Genomic DNA, 19,615 nt, shown 5'->3' with positions numbered 1-19,615 from the left:
CTTATAGAAAAAGTTTGCAGCTTTGTTAATTTTCGTTGTTTAAAAATTTATTTATTAAAGTCAGAAATTGTAGTGGTAATAATAGCAATGCATTCTCTTAATTGTTCTTCATTCATGACTAAAGGTGGTGCAAAACGGATAATATTTCCATGAGTAGGTTTAGCTAACAATCCATTATCACGTAATTTTATACAAATATCCCAAGCAGTAGAACTGTCTTCAGTGTCATTTATTAAAATTGCATTTAACAAACCTTTACCTCTAACGGATTTTACTAAGTCGTTGTTCTCACAAAATTTAGTTAGTTCTTCTCTAAAAATAACACCTAATTTATCTGCATTATTGGCTAATTTTTCATCAGCTACTACTTGTAATGCAGCAATTGCAACCGCAGCAGCAATAGGGTTTCCACCAAATGTAGAACCATGATTTCCAGGACCAATTACGTTCATCACCGCATCGTTTGCCAAAACAGCAGAAACAGGATATGCCCCGCCGCTTAAAGCTTTTCCTAAAATTAAAATATCTGGTTTTACTTCTGGTGTACCAGAACAATTTTTATCAGGACAGGCGCAATTTCCGCAGGTTGCCAATAAACGCCCAGTTCTAGCAATTCCTGTTTGAACTTCATCTGCAATAAATAATACATTATGATCTGCACACATTTTTTTAGCTGCTGCCAAATATCCTTCAGAAGGAACAAAAACACCCGCTTCACCTTGAATGGGTTCTACTAAAAATGCTGCAATATTTTTATTATTTTCTAATACGTCTTGCAACGCTTTCAAATTATCATATTCTACTTTGATAAATCCGTTGGTATAAGGACCAAAGTTTTTTCTTGCAACTGCATCATTAGAAAAAGAGATAATGGTAGTTGTTCTTCCGTGAAAATTATTCTCACAAACAATTATCTCCGCTTTATTTTCATCGATTCCTTTTACTTCATATGCCCATTTTCTAGCAATTTTTAAAGCAGTTTCTACAGCCTCTGCCCCTGTATTCATGGGTAATAATTTATCGAAACCAAAAAGTTCGGTTGCAAATTTTTCATATTTACCGAGCATATCATTGTAAAAAGCTCTTGAAGTTAAGCTTAATGTTTTTGCTTGATTTGTCATGGCATCCACAATTTTAGGATGACAATGCCCTTGATTTACAGCAGAATATGCCGATAAAAAATCATAATATCTTTTACCTTCTGCATCCCAAACATATACGCCCTCTCCTCTACTCAACACTACAGGAAGTGGATGGTAGTTGTGCGCGCCGTGTTTGTTTTCTAATTCAATTGCTTCTTTCGAAGTTAGTTTGTCTAAAACAGTCATTTTTTAAGTTTTAAATATAGATAATGAAATAACCATTCCTGTTCTACCTTTATCCTTTCGAAAGTTTCGAAAATTCAGCGTGGGAAAGAAATCATCCTCGGAGTTTAACAAAAGTAATAAAAAAAAAGTGTATCCAACATTACTGAAGCAAAGGACTTCTTATCTTTGTCAAAAAAAAGTTGATTTCCGTTTTTTTAAGTCTAAATATTCTCTGAAAGTAGTCATACTCTTTTGGCTTCTTTTCTGCTTATTACAGAAATAATTGACTTGTAAAAGATTAACCATTAAAAAGAAGATAAAATTATTGTTTTAAAGGGGATTTCATGGAAAAAGAACTTATTAAAATAAAAAGTATTCTAAATTCAACAACTACATTAAACATGCATAATTCAATAATTAAACAATTTTGAATTAACTATTTATATTTTCTGTGTTCTAGTGCTAAATCTAAAAAAAAGACGTATTATACTTATATAATAATTAAAAAATAATATAATTAAAAATGATGAAAAAAAAATTATGTATTTTGATACTTTTAACGGCATTTGTTGCTTGTAAATCAACATCTACAGTAAATACTAAATTAGATCAAAAAACTGAGCGAATGTTAAAAGGAAATTGGACTATTAGCACCATAAATTTTCCAGGATCGGATTATCTAAAGGTAAATTCATTTAATTTAGAAGATTCTAATTGTTTTATTGGCAGCGATTGGAGCTTTATTTCTAATAACAACAAAGGTGAAATGAAATTGAACAGCATGAATAGTAACTGTAAAGATTTTAGTTCTCCCATCACTTGGTACATCAACAAAGATGGAAATTTTATCTTAAAAATAATTAACACTTACAAGGCAAAAGAAGTGAACAACGGTTTTGTCTTAGCTGTAAAAAATGTAACAGCAACCAGTTTTGATTTAGTGGATACCATTAACGTTGCAGGCGATCTAAAAAACATAACCTATTCATTCCGAAGAAAATAATTTTAATAAAAACACATCATGAAAAAAACAATAATTTATAGTTTTGTTGCTTTACTTTTATCAGCAAGCACATTTACTTCTTGTAAAGCTATTCAAAATGCAAATAACACTCAAAAAGGTGCCGGTATTGGCACCGCAGCAGGAGCAATTATTGGCGGTATCATTGGCAACAATGTTGGTAACAAAAAAAATTCTGAATTAGGTGCTATATTGGGGGGCGTTATCGGTGGCGTTACTGGTGGTATTATTGGTAACAAAATGGACAAACAAGCCCGCGAAATTAAAGAAGCTTTACCAGGAGCGGAAGTAGAAAGAGTTGGCGAAGGTATTATGTTAACTTTAGGTGAAAACGCCATTAGATTTGACACCAATAAAGCAACTTTATCATCAACATCAAAAGCAAATTTGATGAAGTTAGTTCCTGTTTTTAACAATTATGAAAATACAAATATTATTATTTACGGCTACACGGATAGCACAGGTCCTGTTGAATTTAATCAGGTGCTTTCAGGAAAAAGAGCAAACTCCGTAAAAAATTATTTGGCATCCAATGGTATTGATATTGCTAGATTTGAAACAAAAGGAATGGGGATTAATGATCCTATTGCAACAAATGAAACGGCGGAAGGTAGAAGTAAAAACAGACGTGTAGAATTTGCCATTGTTGCCAATGAACAAATGATTCAAGAAGCTAAAAAAGAAGTAAAACAATAAATAAAAGATTTCTTCGGTAAAAAAGACTACTCAATTGAGTAGTTTTTTTGTTTTATCACACTATATTTTACCTAATTTTGCAAGCCTATAAATAACAGAAAATGCCACGTAGAGAACGAAATAAATTTGTAAAAAAGAATCAAGTTTTAGAATTACAAATTGAGGATTACGCTTTTGGAGGAAAAGGAATTGCAAGAATAAAATCTGACGAAGGTAGCTTTGTCGTTTTTGTTCCGAATACATTGCCAGGTCAATTGGTAAAAGCGCAAATTAGCAAGACGAGCAAAAATTATGCAGAAGCTAAATTAATTGATGTTCTTGAGCCTTCGAAAGATGAAGTTGAAGTTCCTTTTCAAGATATTCCTGGTGCACCTTATATTCAATTGCCAATAGAATTACAACATCAATATAAAAAAGAAAGTACGTTATCTTTATTTAAACGTATTGGTAAGGTTGAAAATATTGAAGATTTATTTGATGAATTTATAGCATCGCCGAACGTGTTTCATTATCGAAATAAAATGGAATATGGTTTCTCTGCCATTGGTTATGATAGAATTAACAAAACAGACAAAGACGAATTTACACTCGGTTTTAAAAGACGTGGTGTTTGGTGGATGGGCGATAATTTAAACAAAGATTCTGGATTGTTTGATAAACAAATGGAGGATCATCTTATAGATATTAGAAAATATTGCCAAGAAACGGGTTTAGAACCTTGGCATGGACCAAAAAAAACAGGTTTCTTTCGATATTTTGTAGTTCGTAAATCTTTTAAAACAGACGAGTTGTTATGTAATTTGGTGACTACTTCTGCAGATTTAAACAAGTTTGATTTGGATAAATTTGCCAACTTTCTAAAAGAAATTTTCGGAAAACGTTTAGCAGGTTTGTTGCATACTATTAATGACGAAACTGGCGATAGAACCATCGCAACCTCAGGAAGTGTAAACCTTGTTTATGGTAAAGACAAAATAGTAGAAGAATTGTTAGGTTTAAATTTTGAAATCAGTATGAAAAGCTTTTTTCAAACCAATCCTAAATGTGCAGAGAAATTATATCATAAAGTTGTTGAATATGTTTTAGAAGACACTACTAAAGTTGACAATACTGTTGTAATGGATTTATTTTGTGGAACAGGAACTATCGGACAAATTGTAGCCTCTAAAAGCAATAATGCAAAAATAGTAGGCGTTGATATTGTGGCATCTGCTATTGAAGATGCTCAAAAAAATGCTAAAAGAAACAATATAGATGGTTTAAAGTTTTATGCTGCGGATGTTGGGAAATTCTTAACGGCGCATCCAGAATATCAAGACAAAATAAAAACGATTATTTTAGATCCTGCGAGAGCAGGAATTGCACCAAAAACGTTGCAAAAAATCATCAATTTAAATGCGGATAGAATGGTGTATGTTTCTTGCAACCCAGCAACACAAGCCAGAGATACAGAATTGTTGCGAGAAGCAGGATATCAAATTAAAAAAATAAGTTTGGTAGATCAATTTCCGCATACAAGTCATATAGAAACTGTAGTATTGTTTGAGAAGTGTTAAATGTTTATTGGTTTAGAAATAAAATTTTAAATCGAAAAAATATCCATATTTGCTAAATATAGATATTATTCCTATTTTTATAGCTCAAATAAGTTAACATTATGAATATTAGTTTTACAAAGCAACAAGAAGAATACATAACTACTCAAGTAAAATCTGGAGAGTATCAAAATAACAGTGAAGTTATTAGAGATGCATTACGTCTTCATACAATTTATAGAAATAAAGTTATCAACGATTTAAAAGCAGCTATTGACAAAGGGTTTGAAAGTGGAATAAGTAAACGTACTGTTCAGGATATTATAGATTCGAAACGTAATAAATAGTATGCCTATTATCAAAAATTATGAGTTAACAAATGAAACGGATGCTGATTTAGAAGATATCTTTGATTATACAGAACAAAGGCATAACCAAGAACAAGCGATAGTATATTTATTAAATATTGAAGATCTATTTTTGAAGTTATGCAAACAACCAAATTTAGGAAGATTAAGAAATGACATTAAAGAAAACGTATTTAGTATCCCTATTAAAAAACATATTATCTTTTATAAAATAGACATCAATAATTTAATAATTATTAGAGTATTGCATGGAAGTAGAGATATGCCAAAACATTTAAAAATAAAATAAAAACGATTATTTTAGATCCTGCGAGAGCAGGAATTGCACCAAAAACGTTGCAAAAAATCATCAATTTATATGCAGAAAGAATGGTGTATGTTTCTTGCAACCCAGCAACGCAAGCTAGAAATACAGAGCTATTGCGAGAAGCGGGATATCAAATTAAAAAAATAAGTTTGGTAGATCAATTTCCGCATACAAGTCATATAGAAACGGTGGTTTTGTTTAAGAAGTGTTAAATGACATTATAATTTAAAAAGGATTAAGGTTTATTTCTTAAAATCATGACACTTTAGGAAGATAAAAAATTAGAAAACTAATCAAATTTGTAAATTTGTCAAGAAATTCAAAAGGAAACAAATAAAAATATAGAATCATTAAAGGTATCATTAAATAGCCAATCAAATAAAAATTTATTAAAAATGAAAAAACTTACAGAATTCGAAATAAACAAAAAATTAGAAAATCTTATAGATTGGGAGTATTATGATGATGCTTTGCATACCGATTTTGAGTTTGACAACTTTAAAGATTGTATGTCTGCTATGAACAGAATTGCCTTTGAATGTGAAGCTTTAAATCATCATCCGGAATGGACAAACATTTACAATACCTTAGACATTACTTTAACTACGCATGATGCCAATGGTGTAACCGAATTAGATTTTAAACTAGCGGAGGCCATTAATCTAATTGTAGAAGTTGAAGAGGAAGACTAATCTTATGAAAAAAATTCTGCTTTTTATATTCCTAATTTTTATCATTTTTTCAGCTTGTGAAAAAGATGATTTTTGTATTCAAAATCCGATTACTCCCAAATTAATTGTTCGTTTTTATGATGCAAGCAATAGAGAAACATTAAAAGAGGTGAATACTTTTTATGTTTGGGCAGAAGGAAAAGACAGTATTTTTAGTGATATAAGCACAGATTCTTTGGTAATTCCTTTAAATGGATTGGCAACAGAAACTATTTATAATTTCTCTAAAAATAATGTTGTGAATCAGTTTACAGTACAATATACTCCTCAAGAGGAATATGTTTCTCGCTCTTGTGGTTTTAAAGTGATTTTTAATGATTTGAGGTTTTCATCGGATAACACTTGGATTACCGATTTTACTCCAGAAACTTTAACAACAATAGACCAGCAAAATGAAGCTCATGTACAAATATTTCATTAGTATTCTCTTTCTTTTTGTGGTTGTTAATGTAATGGGGCAAGCACAAAAAAAAGAAACATTACCCATCCCTAAAGATTCTATTATTTATAAATCTCCTTACGGAATTCGTTTAGGAATTGATATTAGTAAACCCATATTAGGGAGTATCTCCAGTGCTTATGATGGTTTGGAAATTGTTGGTGATTATCGTATTTCTAAAAAATTTTATATTGCTGCAGAATTTGGTTTTGAGGAAAAAACATCTATTGAAGATTATACAAATTCAACCGCAAAAGGAAATTACTTTCGGGTAGGGTTTAACTACAATGCCTATGAGAATTGGTTAGATATGAATAACGAAATTTTTACGGGTTATCGTTACGGGATTGGTCTTTTTGATCAGACTTTAAACAGTTATACCCCAAATGTAAACACCAATTATTTTCCTGCAAATACAATTTTAACGCCCACCACAGCATCTGCATTAAATGCACAATGGTCAGAATTTTTAGTAGGTCTTAAAGTAGAAACTTATCATAATTTATTTGTAAGTATCAGTGTTTCATATAAAATTTTAATGAGTGTAAAAGAACCTGAAAACTTTAAAACCTTGTATTCCCCTGGCTTTAATAGAATTTTTGAAAGTGGAACGGGCTTTGGTTTTAATTACACTTTAAGTTATTTAATTCCGTTTACAAAAAAATAATACCCAAGAAAATCTCTAAATTTTTCAAAATAAAAACATATTAAGAGCTTTATTATATTTATAAATTTAAAAATCATTTTTTTTTGTAACTTTAAGGTTTTCAAAATTTAAACTAGAATGAACAAAATACCTAGCGTTAATTTGGCCGATTTTTTATCGGATGATCAAAGCAGAAAACAAAAATTTATAGACCAAATTGGTCATGCGTATGAAACCATTGGCTTTGTAGCTTTAAAAGGTCATTTTTTAAATGATGAATTGGTTGAAAGTTTATATTCAGAAATTAAGCAATTTTTTGATTTACCAACTTCAATAAAAGAAAAATATGAAATTCCAGGAATTGGAGGGCAAAGAGGCTATGTTTCTTTCGGAAAAGAATCTGCAAAAGGAAAAAAAGAGGGTGATTTAAAAGAATTCTGGCACTTTGGTCAGTATGTAGACTCGGAATCTAAATATTCAGAAGAATATCCTGAAAATGTTCAGGTAAAAGAATTACAAAATTTTAATAAAGTTGGCAAAGAAACCTATCAAATGTTAGAAAAAACAGCCAAGTTTGTTTTGCGTTCTTTGGCATTGCATTTAGGCTTAGAAGAAACTTACTTTGATACGTATATTAAAAACGGCAATAGTATTTTAAGACCTATTCATTATCCGCCTATAAAAACAGCGCCAAAAGGTGCCGAAAGAGCAGCAGCGCATGGAGATATTAATTTAATAACTTTATTAATGGGCGCCCAAGGAAAAGGATTGCAAGTTCAGAATCTTGAAGGAGATTGGATTGATGCTATGGCAGCGCCCGATGAGTTGATGATTAATGTGGGAGATATGTTATCTCGACATAGTAACAATAAATTAAAATCTACGATTCATAGAGTGGTGAATCCGCCAAAAGAAATGTGGGGAACCTCGCGGTACTCTATTCCGTTTTTTATGCATCCTGTTTCTGAAATGAAACTAGATGTTTTAGAGAATTGTATTGATAAAAAAAATCCGAAACAGTTTGATGATATAACTGCAGGAGAATTTTTAGAGGAACGTTTAAAAGAATTAGGTTTACGACCATCCTAACTTTTTCTCAGCGAGCAAAGGAACACGTAGGTTTACAATAAAAATAAAGACAATAATCTCATTTAAATTATGAGTACTATATTATGATTTTTTTCCTTCGAGGAAACTAAAATAGCTATTATGGATTTCAAAGATCAGTTAAAAAATTTATTTCCAGATCATGAGGAAACGATTGAACCAGAAGTCGAAAAATCAACAATATGGTTACAAGACGACCCAATTCTTTGCAAGTATGAAAAACGTAAAGGAAAACCGATTACTATTATAGAAGGATATACGGGGGCAACTTCAGACTTTAAAATATTAGCAAAAGAAATTAAAACAAAATTTTCTGTTGGTGGTAGTTTTAAAGATGATAAAATAATTATTCAAGGTGATTTTAGGGATCAAATAATGACCCTATTAAAGGATAAAGGCTTTAAAGTAAAACGTGTTGGTGGCTGATGATCAGCAATACATATCAGTATAATAGTACAATCATTATTTTTAGATTATGAAGAGTTCAATTTTGCACATAACAAACGGAGATAGTACAACCAATTATCTTAAGAAATTAAAGTTTTCAGGAGACTTTATTACTTGGAGAGAAATGCTTTGCGAAGGAAAAACAACTAGTGATGTTGGAAGTGAAGATTTTTGGAGAAATAGGTTCGATTTTTTTAAAACTACTTATAAAGTTAGTAAACAAAAATTTATAGATTATACTTTAAAAGAATATAGAAGCCTTTGTAAGAAAAAGAATCCAAAAGAAATTGTTTTGTGGTTTGAGTATGACTTGTTTTGTCAAATAAACATGCTAGCCATAATTAGTTGGCTAAAACGCTACCGAGAAGGATATCATATTTCTTTAGTTTGCAGCGGAAAAGTTGGAAATTCAAAAAAAATGTTTGGTTTATCTGAACTGAATGAAAAACAAATACAAAGTCATTTTAAAAATAGAATTGAGCTTACAAAAGATGACATTGCATATGCAGATTATATTTGGCAATTATATTGTTCTGATTCTCCTTTGCGCTTAGAAACGGTTTATAAATTTAATCCGATGTCACCTTTTCAATATTTAGCATCGGCAATAGAGGCTCACTTACAACGGTTTCCATCTATCAAAAACGGACTGAATACTATTGAAAACACTATTTTAAAAACTGCAGATAATCAAAAAATTACTTCAAAAAAACAATTCATTTCTATTTTAACAAAACAAAAAAACGTTTTTGGTTTTGGTGATATTCAATATGAGCATAGCATCAATGATTTAGGTAAACTTTTTTCTTCCTTTAATCCGGTAAAGCTTTCGCAAAAAGGAAAAGAAGTTTTAGAAAATCAGCTTAATTTTTATGGACAAATAAGAAATGATATTTCTTATCTAGGAGGCTCAAAAAAATATAGTTTCTTATACCAAAACGAATCCAAAAAACTTTTACAAATTACTTCATAAATGCCGATAAAACAATCTGAATTAATATTAAATCCTGATGAAAGTGTTTATCATTTAAATATAAAACCAGCGCATATTGCTTCGACTATTATTTTTGTAGGAGATCAAGATCGTGTGGATAAAATTACACAATATTTTGATTCTATTGAATTTACAACTCAAAAAAGAGAGTTTAAAACAGCTACAGGCCACTATAAAGGAAAAAGATTAACGGTAATTTCTACGGGTATTGGTCCTGATAATATAGACATTGTTGTAAATGAATTAGATGCTTTGGTGAATATTAATTTAGAAACTAGAGAAATCAAGAAAAATCATACCTCCTTAAATATTATACGAATCGGAACCTCTGGCTCTCTCCAAAAAGAAATTCCTATTAATTCTTTTCTGTTAAGTTCTCATGGTTTAGATTTAAATGGATTGCTTCATTCTTATCAAATAGATGAAATTTCTAATCCTGAAATTGAAGCTGCTTTTGTAAAACATACCAATTGGAGTTCTAAAAAAAGTTATCCTATAGTAATTTCTAATGGTGATACATTAGCAAATAAGATGGCATCAAAAAAAGTATATCAAGGAATTACCGCTACTGCAGGTGGTTTTTATGGCCCTCAAGGTAGGGTTTTAAGGTTAGCAATTCAAGATCCGAATTTAAATCATAAAATTGATAGTTTTAATTTTAATGGAAATAAAATTACGAATCTAGAGATGGAAACTTCTGCAATTTATGGCTTGTGTAAATTATTGGGGCACAATGCTGTTTCTATGAATGCAATTATTGCGAATAGAGCAAATGGTACTTTTAGTGAGAACCCTGGTAAAATTGTTATAGATTTAATTGAATATACATTGCAAAAATTAGTTGAATAAATGACGAACCTTAAAGTGGGTGGTGTTCCAGAACATTTTAACTATCCTTGGTACATTACCCTTAAAAATAAAGAGTATCATAAACACGATATCAATCTTCGTTGGCAAGATTATCATGGGGGCACCGGACAAATGTGCAAAGCGTTAAGAAATGGTTCTGTTGATATCGCGATTGTTTTAACAGAGGGAATTATTAAAGATATTGCTGATGGAAATCCGTCTAAAATTGTACAAACGTATGTAAAAACTCCTCTAATTTGGGGAATCCATGTAAACGCATCATCTACTTTCAAAAAAATTGAAGATTTAGAGGATGCCACGATTGCAATTAGTAGATTTGGTTCGGGCTCTCATTTAATGGCAATCGTAAACGCACACAATCAAGGGTGGGATATTGATGCATTAAAATTTAAAGTCATTGGCAATTTGCAAGGAGGAATTGATGCACTTACAAATGGGGAGGCAGACTATTTTATGTGGGAACATTTTACAACAAAACCGTTTGTAGATAATGGTACTTTTAGAAGGATTGATGATTGTCCAACTCCTTGGCCTTGTTTTGTAATTGCTGTTAGAAATGAAGTTTTAGAAAATAATTCTGATGAAATAAAAAAAGTTTTAGCGATTATAAATAGTGAAACAGAAGACTTTAAAAAAATTGATGCTATTGATAAAACATTGGCAAAGAGATACAAGCAACAATTAGAAGACATTCAAGACTGGTTAAAAATTACGGAATGGAATGATGGTTCTCCTATCACTAAAAACTTAATTACTCGCATTCAAAATAAAATGATAAAATTTAACGTTATCAATGAGAAGAGAAATTCAGGAGATTTCATCAAAAATTTATAAAATTAAATTTTAAATAAAAATAGCATGAAAAAATTATTATTTATACTAGTTTGTATTCTAGGCATTATTTGTCTTTCTTCTTGTAGAAGCACTTCACATTCATGTGGTTTAGCAGACAATACAACAACTACACAAACAATCGTATAAAAGACTAATTTAACGTAATTTTTTTTACGAATATCGATTTTAAAAATCCGTTTTAAAGCGGATTTTTCTGTTTTAGATTTGTTTTCATTTTATTGTATAGTAATTTCAAGGCAGAATTAGTATTAAATGCTGGAATCAAGTCATAAATGCAACTAAACTTTTAAATGCTGAAATCAATCCGTTAAAATAGGAATTGCACTAAAAATGCACGAATTCTAATTCATGAAATACGAATTCTAGAACAGCCAAAATATTGCTTCAATTCAGTTTTACATTTACAGTGTATAACAATAAAAACATGAATATTATGAAAACCACACTTAGAAAAGCAGTATTTGCAACCGCCCTAATTTTAACATCCAGTCTTTTTGTAAATTGTAAGGACACAGCAACTAGTAAAGAGGATAAAGTAGCTTCTTTAGCCTTAGAAAATTCGATAGATTTTAAAACACAAGAAGAAGTGATTACCAGAAAGCCTTTGGTTTTTATTACTGGTTTTGACCAAGGAAATGAACACTATTATGATGCTGCAAGAGCCTTTTTTGAAGAGAAAAAATTCGAAATTGTAGAAGATCAATATTCTGTAGAAGAAATTATTAATTGGCTCAATAGAAATGGATCTAAAGATCCGTATGGCGAAATTCATATTGTAAATAAAAGCAATCCTTTTAAAGGCATGACCTTAGAAACCGTTGTTCATGGAGAAAAGGTAACCACAGAAACCTTAAGAGAAAACATCAACAAAGGTACTTTACCTATTTTACAGGAAAGTGTAAATGAAAACACAAAAATTATTTTTCATGCTAATGGTATTGGTGAGAATAAGGAATTAATGAGTGCTTTTAGAGATGCTTTTTGTGCTCATGAATTACCAAATGTGTTGGCATCCCCTTATTTTTCAATTTTTAATGGTGAATTTTCAAATCACTATTTAGCAAAACCTCATTATGTATTTTATCCAACTGCCAATTCTCCTGGTAAAGTAGATTTATCCAAAGAAATTGCCAATAAATATCCAGAAGAAAAAGACATCAATTGGTATGAAGCACTTCAAAATGAAGAAGAACGTTTTGTAGGCGAAGCATATACCACTCAATTTTTAATTCCATTAAAATTTGAATTAGATTACCATAATTCAGATGATGAAGTACCAACCTTCCAATCTCAAGAAGAACTCATGGATTTTATAGAACAACAAGAAGTTTTATATGCAAAAGTGGAGCAATTAAAGATTCCTATTGAAAAATTTAGATGGACCTACAGAATGAAAAACAGCACCTTAATCATCACAGGAAAATCGACAGGTTTAGTAGTTTTAAAACCATTAATTAAGCCTTATGGAGAACTACGATACATACAACCAGACACCAATAATAAGCGTTTGTATGCCATGAAATAAGCCGTAGAAAGGTAATTTTTTAAACGTCATTATACAAAATATGGTATCATGACGTTTTAATTAGTAAGTTTGTTTTATGTCTCTTAATACGAAAATTAATTATTTTTTTATCCTACTTTTTAGCGCTCAGATATATGCGCAACAAACAAGCATTAAAAATATTTCTACGGATGATGGTTTGCCCACAAATATCATTTATGATCTAACACAAGATGAAATTGGTTATTTATGGATGGCTACTCATGCAGGTTTGGTAAAATTTGATGGAAATGATTTCTCTCAGATTAACAAGTTAAAAACCAATAGTATTTTCATTAAAAACAAGATTATTTATGCTGGTTTAGAAAACGGATTATTCATTAAAAACAAGTCGAAAGAGCAAATTTTTGAATCTAAAAAAGTCCTAAAAATATTTTCTAATCATATAAATATTTTTGTTGGCACCACAGAGGGAATTTATCTTTTAAAAGAAAACTCCCTGCAACCTATTAAAATTAATTCTATATTAGATTTCTCTATAATTAATGATCTAATTTTTTATGAGAATTCCTTTTATATAGCTTCTAACAATGGGTTATGGAAATTAGATGATTTGCTAAAACCTAAAAACATTTATAAAGTTTTAGAAGAAAATATCATTTCTTTAGAAAAATTTGAGGATAGAATGATTGCAGCAAGTCTACAAAATGGTTTATATATCATTGATGGAAAGTCTGTAGTACAAAAAATTACAACTTTAGAAAATATAACGGCAGTAAAAAAACTAAAAAATGAAATTTGGGTAACTTCAAAATCAGACGGAATAGAAGTTTTTGTGCTTCCCTCCTTTTCTTTTAAACAAAAAATAAACAAGTACAACTCTTTAAATACCAACTCTATAGCAAACGTTTTTAAAGATAATTTAAATACTACTTGGATTGCCACAAATAAAGGATTGTCTAAAATAATTACAACAAATCAATTCACTAGCTTTGAAAAAAAACCAACAATTCACTTTGAGCATTTGGCAGTAAATCATCAATATAAAGATTCTTTACTATTCAATAAAAAAATAAAATTCTTAAATTCTGATAACAATATTGCGATCACTTTTAAATCTGTGAATCTATTAAAGCCTAAAAAAATACAATACCGTTATCAATTGGTGAATGGCTTTTCTCCTTGGTCAAAAAACAATACCGTTCAATTTCCGAACTTAACTAGCGGCAGATATCAATTTCAAGTGCAATCTAAAATAGAAGATAAAAAGAGTAACATGAAATCTCTTTCTTTTACAGTAGAGGCTCCTTTTTATCAAAAAGCATGGTTTATTTTTACGTGTATAATTTCCTTATTATTGATTGGTTATCTCTCTTTAGATTACTATTTAAGAAAGATTCATAAGAATCATCAAGAAAAACTAAACAAATTAAAAGTAAAAAATCGAGTATTGTCTTTAGAGCAAAAAGCGTTGCAATTGCAAATGAATCCACATTTTATATTTAATGTTTTAAACGGAATTAAAGCCCTCGGTAATTCGGGTAAAACCGAAGAGTTAAATACGACTATTTCAAAATTTTCAGTTTTGTTAAGAGGTATTTTAAATAATTCTAGAAAAGAAGAAATTACCTTACAAGAAGAAATTAAGCTGTTAAAAAATTATATTGAGTTAGAGCAACGAATGAGTTCTAAATCATTTACTTATGATATAGAAACAAATTTAAATAATATTGACGCAGATGAAATTTTAATTCCGACTATGCTTCTACAACCTTTTATAGAAAACTGTATCCAGCATGCATTTCAAAAAAATACTTTAGGAAAAATCATCATAAAGTTTGAGGTAAAACATCATTTTTTAAATTTTTTAATCCTTGATAATGGCATAGGAATTCGGGAATCGAAAAAAAGAAAAGAAAATTCTAATCATATTTCGGTAGCTTTAAAAGTATTTAAAGAGAGAATAGAAAATATTACAACAAAAAATTCATTTTCTATTGATGAAATTATCGAAGATTCTGTAATTAAAGGAACTAAAATTTGGTTCAAAATTCCGTTAAAAACAGATTATTAATGCAAAGAAGAAAATTTATTAAAAAAGCACTTATCGCAACTTTTGGGTTAGGATTTATTGGCGGCACCTATTCCTGGCAAATTGAACCTTTTTGGTTAGAATTTGTTCATAAAAAAATGCCCATAAAAAATCTACCTGAAAATTTAATTGGAAAAACACTCCTTCAAATTAGTGATATTCATATTGGTAATCGGTTTAATTATCAATATATAATCGACTCTTTTGTAAAAGCAAAAGCATACAATCCAGATTTTGTAGTATATACCGGAGATTTTGTTGATCATGGAGACAAAGCTCAAGCTGCCAAATTAGCTGAAGTTTTTAAACATGCTGTAAAAGGGAAATTAGGAACTGCAGGGGTTTTAGGAAATCATGATTATGGTCATAATTGGTCGGAACAAAATGTGGCAAATACCATTACTGCTATCCTAGAAAATGCGGGAATAAAAATTTTGGGAAATGAGCAATATAATTTCAATGGATTGCATATTATTGGTTTGGATGATTTTTGGGGATTAAATTTTAATCCTAAAAAAATAATGAACAAACACAATGCTAAAAATGCTAATGTGGTTTTATGTCACAACCCAGATGTTTGTGATTTAGATGTTTGGAACAACTATGAAGGTTGGATTTTAGCAGGGCATACACACGGTGGTCAAGTAAAACCTCCTTTTTTAAATCCGCCTATTTTACCGGTAAAAAACAAAGAATATATTGCTGGAGAAATTACTTTAAAAGAAGGCAGAACACTCTATATTAATAGAGCTTTAGGAAACCTACATCAAATACGATTTAATGTAAGGCCAGAAATAACAGTTTTTAAATTAGAAAAAATAACGTAATATGAAAACATATACAGCTATTGTAGTAGACGATATTCCTGAAGCTTTACAAATGCTTTGTAAGGATGTTGAGAAATATCATCCTGAAATTGAAATTATTGGAAAGGCCAATAGTGTAATTTCAGCGGCTAAATTATTACAAAAAAGGCATCCAGATATTTTGTTTTTAGATATTATGCTCGGCGATGGAACTGGTTTTGATATTCTAGAAATAGTGCCCAATTTAAGATCAAAAATAATATTTGTGACTGCAAGTGATGAGTATGCCATTAAGGCTTTTAAATTTGCTGCGATTGATTATATTTTAAAACCCTACGCTAATGAAGATTTGGCGAATGCTATTAAAAAAGCAAAAGAACAAATGCAACCAAACAAAGAACAAATCGCTGTTTTACAAGACTCTATCAAAAATCCGAATAGAATATCACAAAAAATATCTTTGCATACTTCAGAAAAAATTATAGTAGTTCAAATTTCAGAAATTTTAAGATGCAAGTCAGATAATAATTACACAACTTTCTACCTAGAAAACAAACAGAAAATATTGGTTTCTAAAACCTTAAAATATTATGCCGATATGTTAAAAGAACATCAATTTTTAAGAGTACATCAAAGTCATTTAATCAATATAAAATATATCAAAGAATTTATAAAATCTGATGGAGGTTACCTCATTTTAAAAGATAGAACTAATATTCCTGTTTCTGTTAGAAAAAGAAATGAAGTAGTAGAAACTTTAAATAATTTAAAATAAATTATATAACTAATAATCAATTAGTTAACTTTATTTAGTTACACAAAAAAAGTCTTCTCAAAAAAATGAGAAGACTTTACTTTTTGGGTGGAAGACGGGACTCGAACCCGCGACACTCGGTACCACAAACCGATACTCTAACCAACTGAGCTACAACCACCATGTAATTTCGGGTGCAAATATAAATATTTTTTCTTTTTTAAAACAACAAATAATCAAATTAATTTATCTAAATTTTCTACGGCTATATAACGCTCTGACGTAAAACCTTCTGCATGAGCAACACCAATTAGTCTCCCTAGCTCCTTGCCTCTATAATTAATACTTTCTTTAAAATTTTTACTTGTAATAGGCGTTTCAGGTTCTTTACTTTTTGGATCGTAAAACTGAGAAGAATACGCCAAAATAGATGCCGTTTTTTTATCAATAAAACCAGTAACATCAACTACAAAATGAGGTTCTATGTTTTTCCATTGTATATAGTGGTATACATGTTTAGGCCTCCATTTTTCTTGTTTCTTGCCGTCAACTTCCGTTTCTATTTTCACCAATCCGCTTAAAAAACAAGCGTCAGAAACTAATTGACTTCCTTTAGGATGATCAATATGCCTATCATCAATAGCATTACAAAAGACTATTTCTGGTTGATATTTACGAATCATCTTTATCACTTCTAATTGATGCGTTTTATCATTTGTAAAAAATCCATCCGCAAAGCGTAAATTTTCACGAACAGAAACGCCTAATATTTTTGCAGCATTGGCAGCTTCTATATCTCTTAAATCAGCAGAACCACGAGTACCTAATTCGCCTCGAGTTAAATCTACAATTCCCACTTTTTTTCCTAAAGAAATTTCTTTCGCAATTGTTGCTCCACAGCTCAATTCTACATCATCCGGATGTGCTCCAAAAGCTACTATATCTAATTTCATAATTTGTTTAAAAATTTAATTTCTGCATGTAATTTATTAGAATTTGCTATGATTTAGCAAATAATTTCTTTTCTTCCGAAGAATCCTCAATATATTAGCAACAAAAATAATCTTTTTTTACAGATTATATTTGAAAGTAAGAATTCTATTTCGTTTTCGTTTTCATTTTTAAATGAATAATAGGCTTATTTTTATTATAATCATAATAATGATATCTGTGCTACAAGTATGACCTTTGTCATAAAATACAGGTCAGTTTCCCTATAAATTTACGTTAGTAAAAACTATTGAACTAAAACTTTAAAATTCCAATTTAAAAAATTATGATGTATTTAATGTTTACCATTTTAATTATTACCATTGCTTTATTTGTTTGGGGAAAATATTCTCCAGATGTTGTTGCATTGGTTTCTATGTTAAGTTTATTTTTATGCGGTGTACTAGATTTAAAAGAAACCCTAAGCGGTTTTAGCAATCCAACGGTGATTATGATTGCGGCTTTATTCATTATCGGAGAAGGCTTATCTCAAACAGGCTGGACGGCTTTAGCAGGTAAAAAATTGATTGAATTAGCAGGTAAAAGCATCCCTAAATTACTAGTAATTATAACTTTAGGATCAGGAGTACTTTCTGGTTTTGTAAGCAATACAGGTACCGTTGCTACTTTATTACCCGCAACAATTTCTTCTGCTTGGAGTATTGGAACCATGCCTTCTAAAATATTAATTCCTGTCGCTTTTGGATCAAATACTGGTGGATTATTAACCTTAACAGGAACACCTCCCAATATCATTGCAAATAATGCTTTAATAGAAGCTGGTTTTGAAGGATTTTCTTTCTTCGAGTTTGGTTTAATCGGTTTGCCTCTTTTAATTATTGCTATTTTATATTTTAGATATATTGGTTTTAAATTACTTCCTGAAAATAAAACAAATAACAAACCCATCAATATCGATGCTACTTTGCACGAATGGATTTCAGCATATAAAATAGATAATGATTATTATAGATTAAGAATTAGATCTATATCTCCGTTGTTAAATACAAAAATATCTGATTGGGATTTAGAAAAAAAATATAAAGTAAATATTATCCGTTTAAAAAGAAGACATCCAAATAGATTAAAAGGCACGCAACCTTTTATAGAGTTACCAGAGGAAAGTACAGAACTTAGATATCATGATATTATTACCGTAAAAGGGCATACAGAAGATATTAACAAGTTGATGATTACTTTTAGGTTGGGCTTATTGGCAAAAGAATCTGCAAAAACTGAATTGAGACATAATTTAATTAATCAAGAAGTAGGTATGTCTGAAGTTATTGTAACGCAACAATCTTTTTTAGTGGGAAGAGAAATAAAATTACACGAGTATTTTAAAAGATACGGAATTCAATTATTAGCAACATCAAGACATCAAAAACCATTTTTAAAAGATGTTTTAACCGTAGAAGCCGGAGATAGTTTTATTATTAGAGGTACCTGGGAAAATATCGAAAACCTAGAAGGGCAGCACAAGCATGTTGTTATAGTGGGTAGACCGGATGAAATGTTAAAAGATGTAGACGAATTAACCCCTAAATCTTTTATTGCACTCGGAGCTTTGATTTTAATGATTGTACTGTTAGTTTTAAAAGTTGTTCCGGGTTCAATTGCAGCATTAATTTCTGCAGGAATTGTATTGTTTTCAGGTTGTGTGCCATTTTCTAAAGCATATAAAAGTATCAGTTTTACAAGTGTAATTATGATTGCTGCTATGATACCGATGGGACTTGCTATTCAAAAAACAGGTGCAGCAGAAATGATTTCTAATTCTTTAATTAGTGTTTTAGGGAGCGATAACCCTACACTTTTATTAGGTGGAATTTTCTTATTAACAACAACATTTAGTCAATTTATAAATAACTCGGCAACTGCGGTTTTAATGGCTCCGATTGTATTATTAGCGGCAAGCACTTTAAATATATCACCAGAACCCTTACTAATTACAATTGCAATTAGTGCATCAACAGCATTTTTAACGCCAATAGGCACCACAACAAACGCTATGGTAATGAGTTCTGGCGACTATAAATTTTTAGATTATTTTAAAGTAGGATTGCCTCTTTTAATCCTGTTTTTAATTACAACCTTAATTCTCGTGCCAATTATTTGGCCATTTTAATATATTAATTTAAAAGAT

Annotated in this window: 20 protein-coding genes, 1 tRNA gene and 1 pseudogene; 19 read left to right on the top strand and 3 right to left on the bottom strand. The window is 30.1% G+C overall.

Going from position 1 to position 19,615, the window contains the following annotated elements:
• Positions 1 to 47: 47 nt before the first annotated feature.
• On the bottom strand, positions 48 to 1,328 hold the full coding sequence (rocD, locus tag K8354_RS05660; protein WP_223446161.1) for an ornithine--oxo-acid transaminase: 1,281 nt from the start codon (positions 1,326 to 1,328) through the stop codon (positions 48 to 50).
• Positions 1,329 to 1,830: 502 nt separating this feature from the next.
• Between rocD and K8354_RS05655 the strand changes: the two genes are divergently transcribed.
• The 18 genes and pseudogenes from K8354_RS05655 (at position 1,831) to K8354_RS05570 (ending at position 16,500) form a co-directional block, all read left to right on the top strand.
• Positions 1,831 to 2,310 (top strand): hypothetical protein, encoded by a 480-nt coding sequence (locus K8354_RS05655; RefSeq protein WP_367890422.1) that lies wholly within the window; start codon positions 1,831 to 1,833, stop codon positions 2,308 to 2,310.
• Positions 2,311 to 2,328: 18 nt separating this feature from the next.
• On the top strand, positions 2,329 to 3,024 hold the full coding sequence (locus tag K8354_RS05650; RefSeq protein WP_223446160.1) for a YiaD family glycine zipper/OmpA-like lipoprotein: 696 nt from the start codon (positions 2,329 to 2,331) through the stop codon (positions 3,022 to 3,024).
• A gap of 101 nt (positions 3,025 to 3,125) precedes the next feature.
• Entirely contained in the window at positions 3,126 to 4,580 is a 1,455-nt protein-coding gene (gene rlmD / locus K8354_RS05645; RefSeq protein WP_223446158.1) for a 23S rRNA (uracil(1939)-C(5))-methyltransferase RlmD, read from the top strand.
• Between the two features lie 101 nt (positions 4,581 to 4,681).
• On the top strand, positions 4,682 to 4,906 hold the full coding sequence (locus K8354_RS05640) for a type II toxin-antitoxin system ParD family antitoxin (RefSeq protein ID WP_223446156.1): 225 nt from the start codon (positions 4,682 to 4,684) through the stop codon (positions 4,904 to 4,906).
• A gap of 1 nt (position 4,907) precedes the next feature.
• The gene (locus K8354_RS05635) at positions 4,908 to 5,216 is read left to right on the top strand and encodes a type II toxin-antitoxin system RelE/ParE family toxin (RefSeq protein ID WP_223446154.1); all 309 of its coding nucleotides are present in this window, start codon (positions 4,908 to 4,910) and stop codon (positions 5,214 to 5,216) included.
• Positions 5,201 to 5,446, top strand: a pseudogene (locus K8354_RS05630) (23S rRNA (uracil(1939)-C(5))-methyltransferase RlmD); the annotation flags it as partial. The gene K8354_RS05635 and the pseudogene K8354_RS05630, both read left to right, overlap by 16 nt.
• 183 nt (positions 5,447 to 5,629) lie before the next feature.
• Complete coding sequence (locus K8354_RS05625) at positions 5,630 to 5,926, top strand: 4a-hydroxytetrahydrobiopterin dehydratase (protein WP_223446152.1); 297 nt, start codon at positions 5,630 to 5,632, stop codon at positions 5,924 to 5,926.
• 4 nt (positions 5,927 to 5,930) lie between these two features.
• Positions 5,931 to 6,386 (top strand): DUF6452 family protein, encoded by a 456-nt coding sequence (locus tag K8354_RS05620; protein WP_223446150.1) that lies wholly within the window; start codon positions 5,931 to 5,933, stop codon positions 6,384 to 6,386.
• Positions 6,367 to 7,071: a DUF6048 family protein gene (locus K8354_RS05615; RefSeq protein WP_223446148.1), complete on the top strand. Its 705-nt coding sequence runs from the start codon at positions 6,367 to 6,369 to the stop codon at positions 7,069 to 7,071. Before K8354_RS05620 ends, K8354_RS05615 begins: the two co-directional genes overlap by 20 nt.
• Before the next feature lie 117 nt (positions 7,072 to 7,188).
• Positions 7,189 to 8,139, top strand: coding sequence for an isopenicillin N synthase family dioxygenase (locus K8354_RS05610; protein ID WP_223446146.1), 951 nt, complete (start codon positions 7,189 to 7,191; stop codon positions 8,137 to 8,139).
• Between the two features lie 120 nt (positions 8,140 to 8,259).
• On the top strand, positions 8,260 to 8,583 hold the full coding sequence (locus K8354_RS05605; RefSeq protein ID WP_223446144.1) for a translation initiation factor: 324 nt from the start codon (positions 8,260 to 8,262) through the stop codon (positions 8,581 to 8,583).
• A gap of 49 nt (positions 8,584 to 8,632) precedes the next feature.
• Positions 8,633 to 9,577, top strand: a complete 945-nt coding sequence (locus K8354_RS05600) for a DUF1835 domain-containing protein (RefSeq protein WP_223446142.1) — start codon at positions 8,633 to 8,635, stop codon at positions 9,575 to 9,577.
• Positions 9,578 to 10,447 carry a nucleoside phosphorylase gene (locus tag K8354_RS05595; protein ID WP_223446140.1) on the top strand — a complete coding sequence of 290 codons (870 nt, stop codon included), beginning with the start codon at positions 9,578 to 9,580 and terminating at the stop codon, positions 10,445 to 10,447.
• Entirely contained in the window at positions 10,448 to 11,302 is an 855-nt protein-coding gene (locus tag K8354_RS05590; protein WP_223446138.1) for a substrate-binding domain-containing protein, read from the top strand.
• Positions 11,303 to 11,756: 454 nt separating this feature from the next.
• Positions 11,757 to 12,848, top strand: coding sequence for a hypothetical protein (locus tag K8354_RS05585; protein WP_223446136.1), 1,092 nt, complete (start codon positions 11,757 to 11,759; stop codon positions 12,846 to 12,848).
• Between the two features lie 76 nt (positions 12,849 to 12,924).
• Positions 12,925 to 14,901, top strand: coding sequence for a sensor histidine kinase (locus K8354_RS05580; RefSeq protein ID WP_223446134.1), 1,977 nt, complete (start codon positions 12,925 to 12,927; stop codon positions 14,899 to 14,901).
• A complete protein-coding gene (locus K8354_RS05575) occupies positions 14,901 to 15,746 on the top strand; it encodes a metallophosphoesterase (RefSeq protein ID WP_223446132.1) in 846 nt (281 codons plus the stop codon). Before K8354_RS05580 ends, K8354_RS05575 begins: the two co-directional genes overlap by 1 nt.
• Before the next feature lies 1 nt (position 15,747).
• On the top strand, positions 15,748 to 16,500 hold the full coding sequence (locus K8354_RS05570) for a LytR/AlgR family response regulator transcription factor (protein WP_223446130.1): 753 nt from the start codon (positions 15,748 to 15,750) through the stop codon (positions 16,498 to 16,500).
• 85 nt (positions 16,501 to 16,585) lie between these two features.
• Here the strand turns inward: K8354_RS05570 and K8354_RS05565 are convergent.
• Positions 16,586 to 16,661, bottom strand: a tRNA-His gene (locus K8354_RS05565).
• Positions 16,662 to 16,715: 54 nt separating this feature from the next.
• On the bottom strand, positions 16,716 to 17,432 hold the full coding sequence (bshB1, locus tag K8354_RS05560) for a bacillithiol biosynthesis deacetylase BshB1 (RefSeq protein ID WP_223446128.1): 717 nt from the start codon (positions 17,430 to 17,432) through the stop codon (positions 16,716 to 16,718).
• Positions 17,433 to 17,755: 323 nt separating this feature from the next.
• On the opposite strand from bshB1, the gene K8354_RS05555 reads away from it, so the two are divergent.
• Complete coding sequence (locus tag K8354_RS05555; RefSeq protein WP_223446126.1) at positions 17,756 to 19,597, top strand: SLC13 family permease; 1,842 nt, start codon at positions 17,756 to 17,758, stop codon at positions 19,595 to 19,597.
• The last annotated feature ends 18 nt before the right edge of the window (positions 19,598 to 19,615 follow it).

Origin of the sequence: Polaribacter litorisediminis, from assembly GCF_019968605.1 — a bacterium.
GTDB lineage: Bacteria > Bacteroidota > Bacteroidia > Flavobacteriales > Flavobacteriaceae > Polaribacter > Polaribacter litorisediminis.
This window is presented reverse-complemented; position numbering and strand designations above follow the sequence as displayed.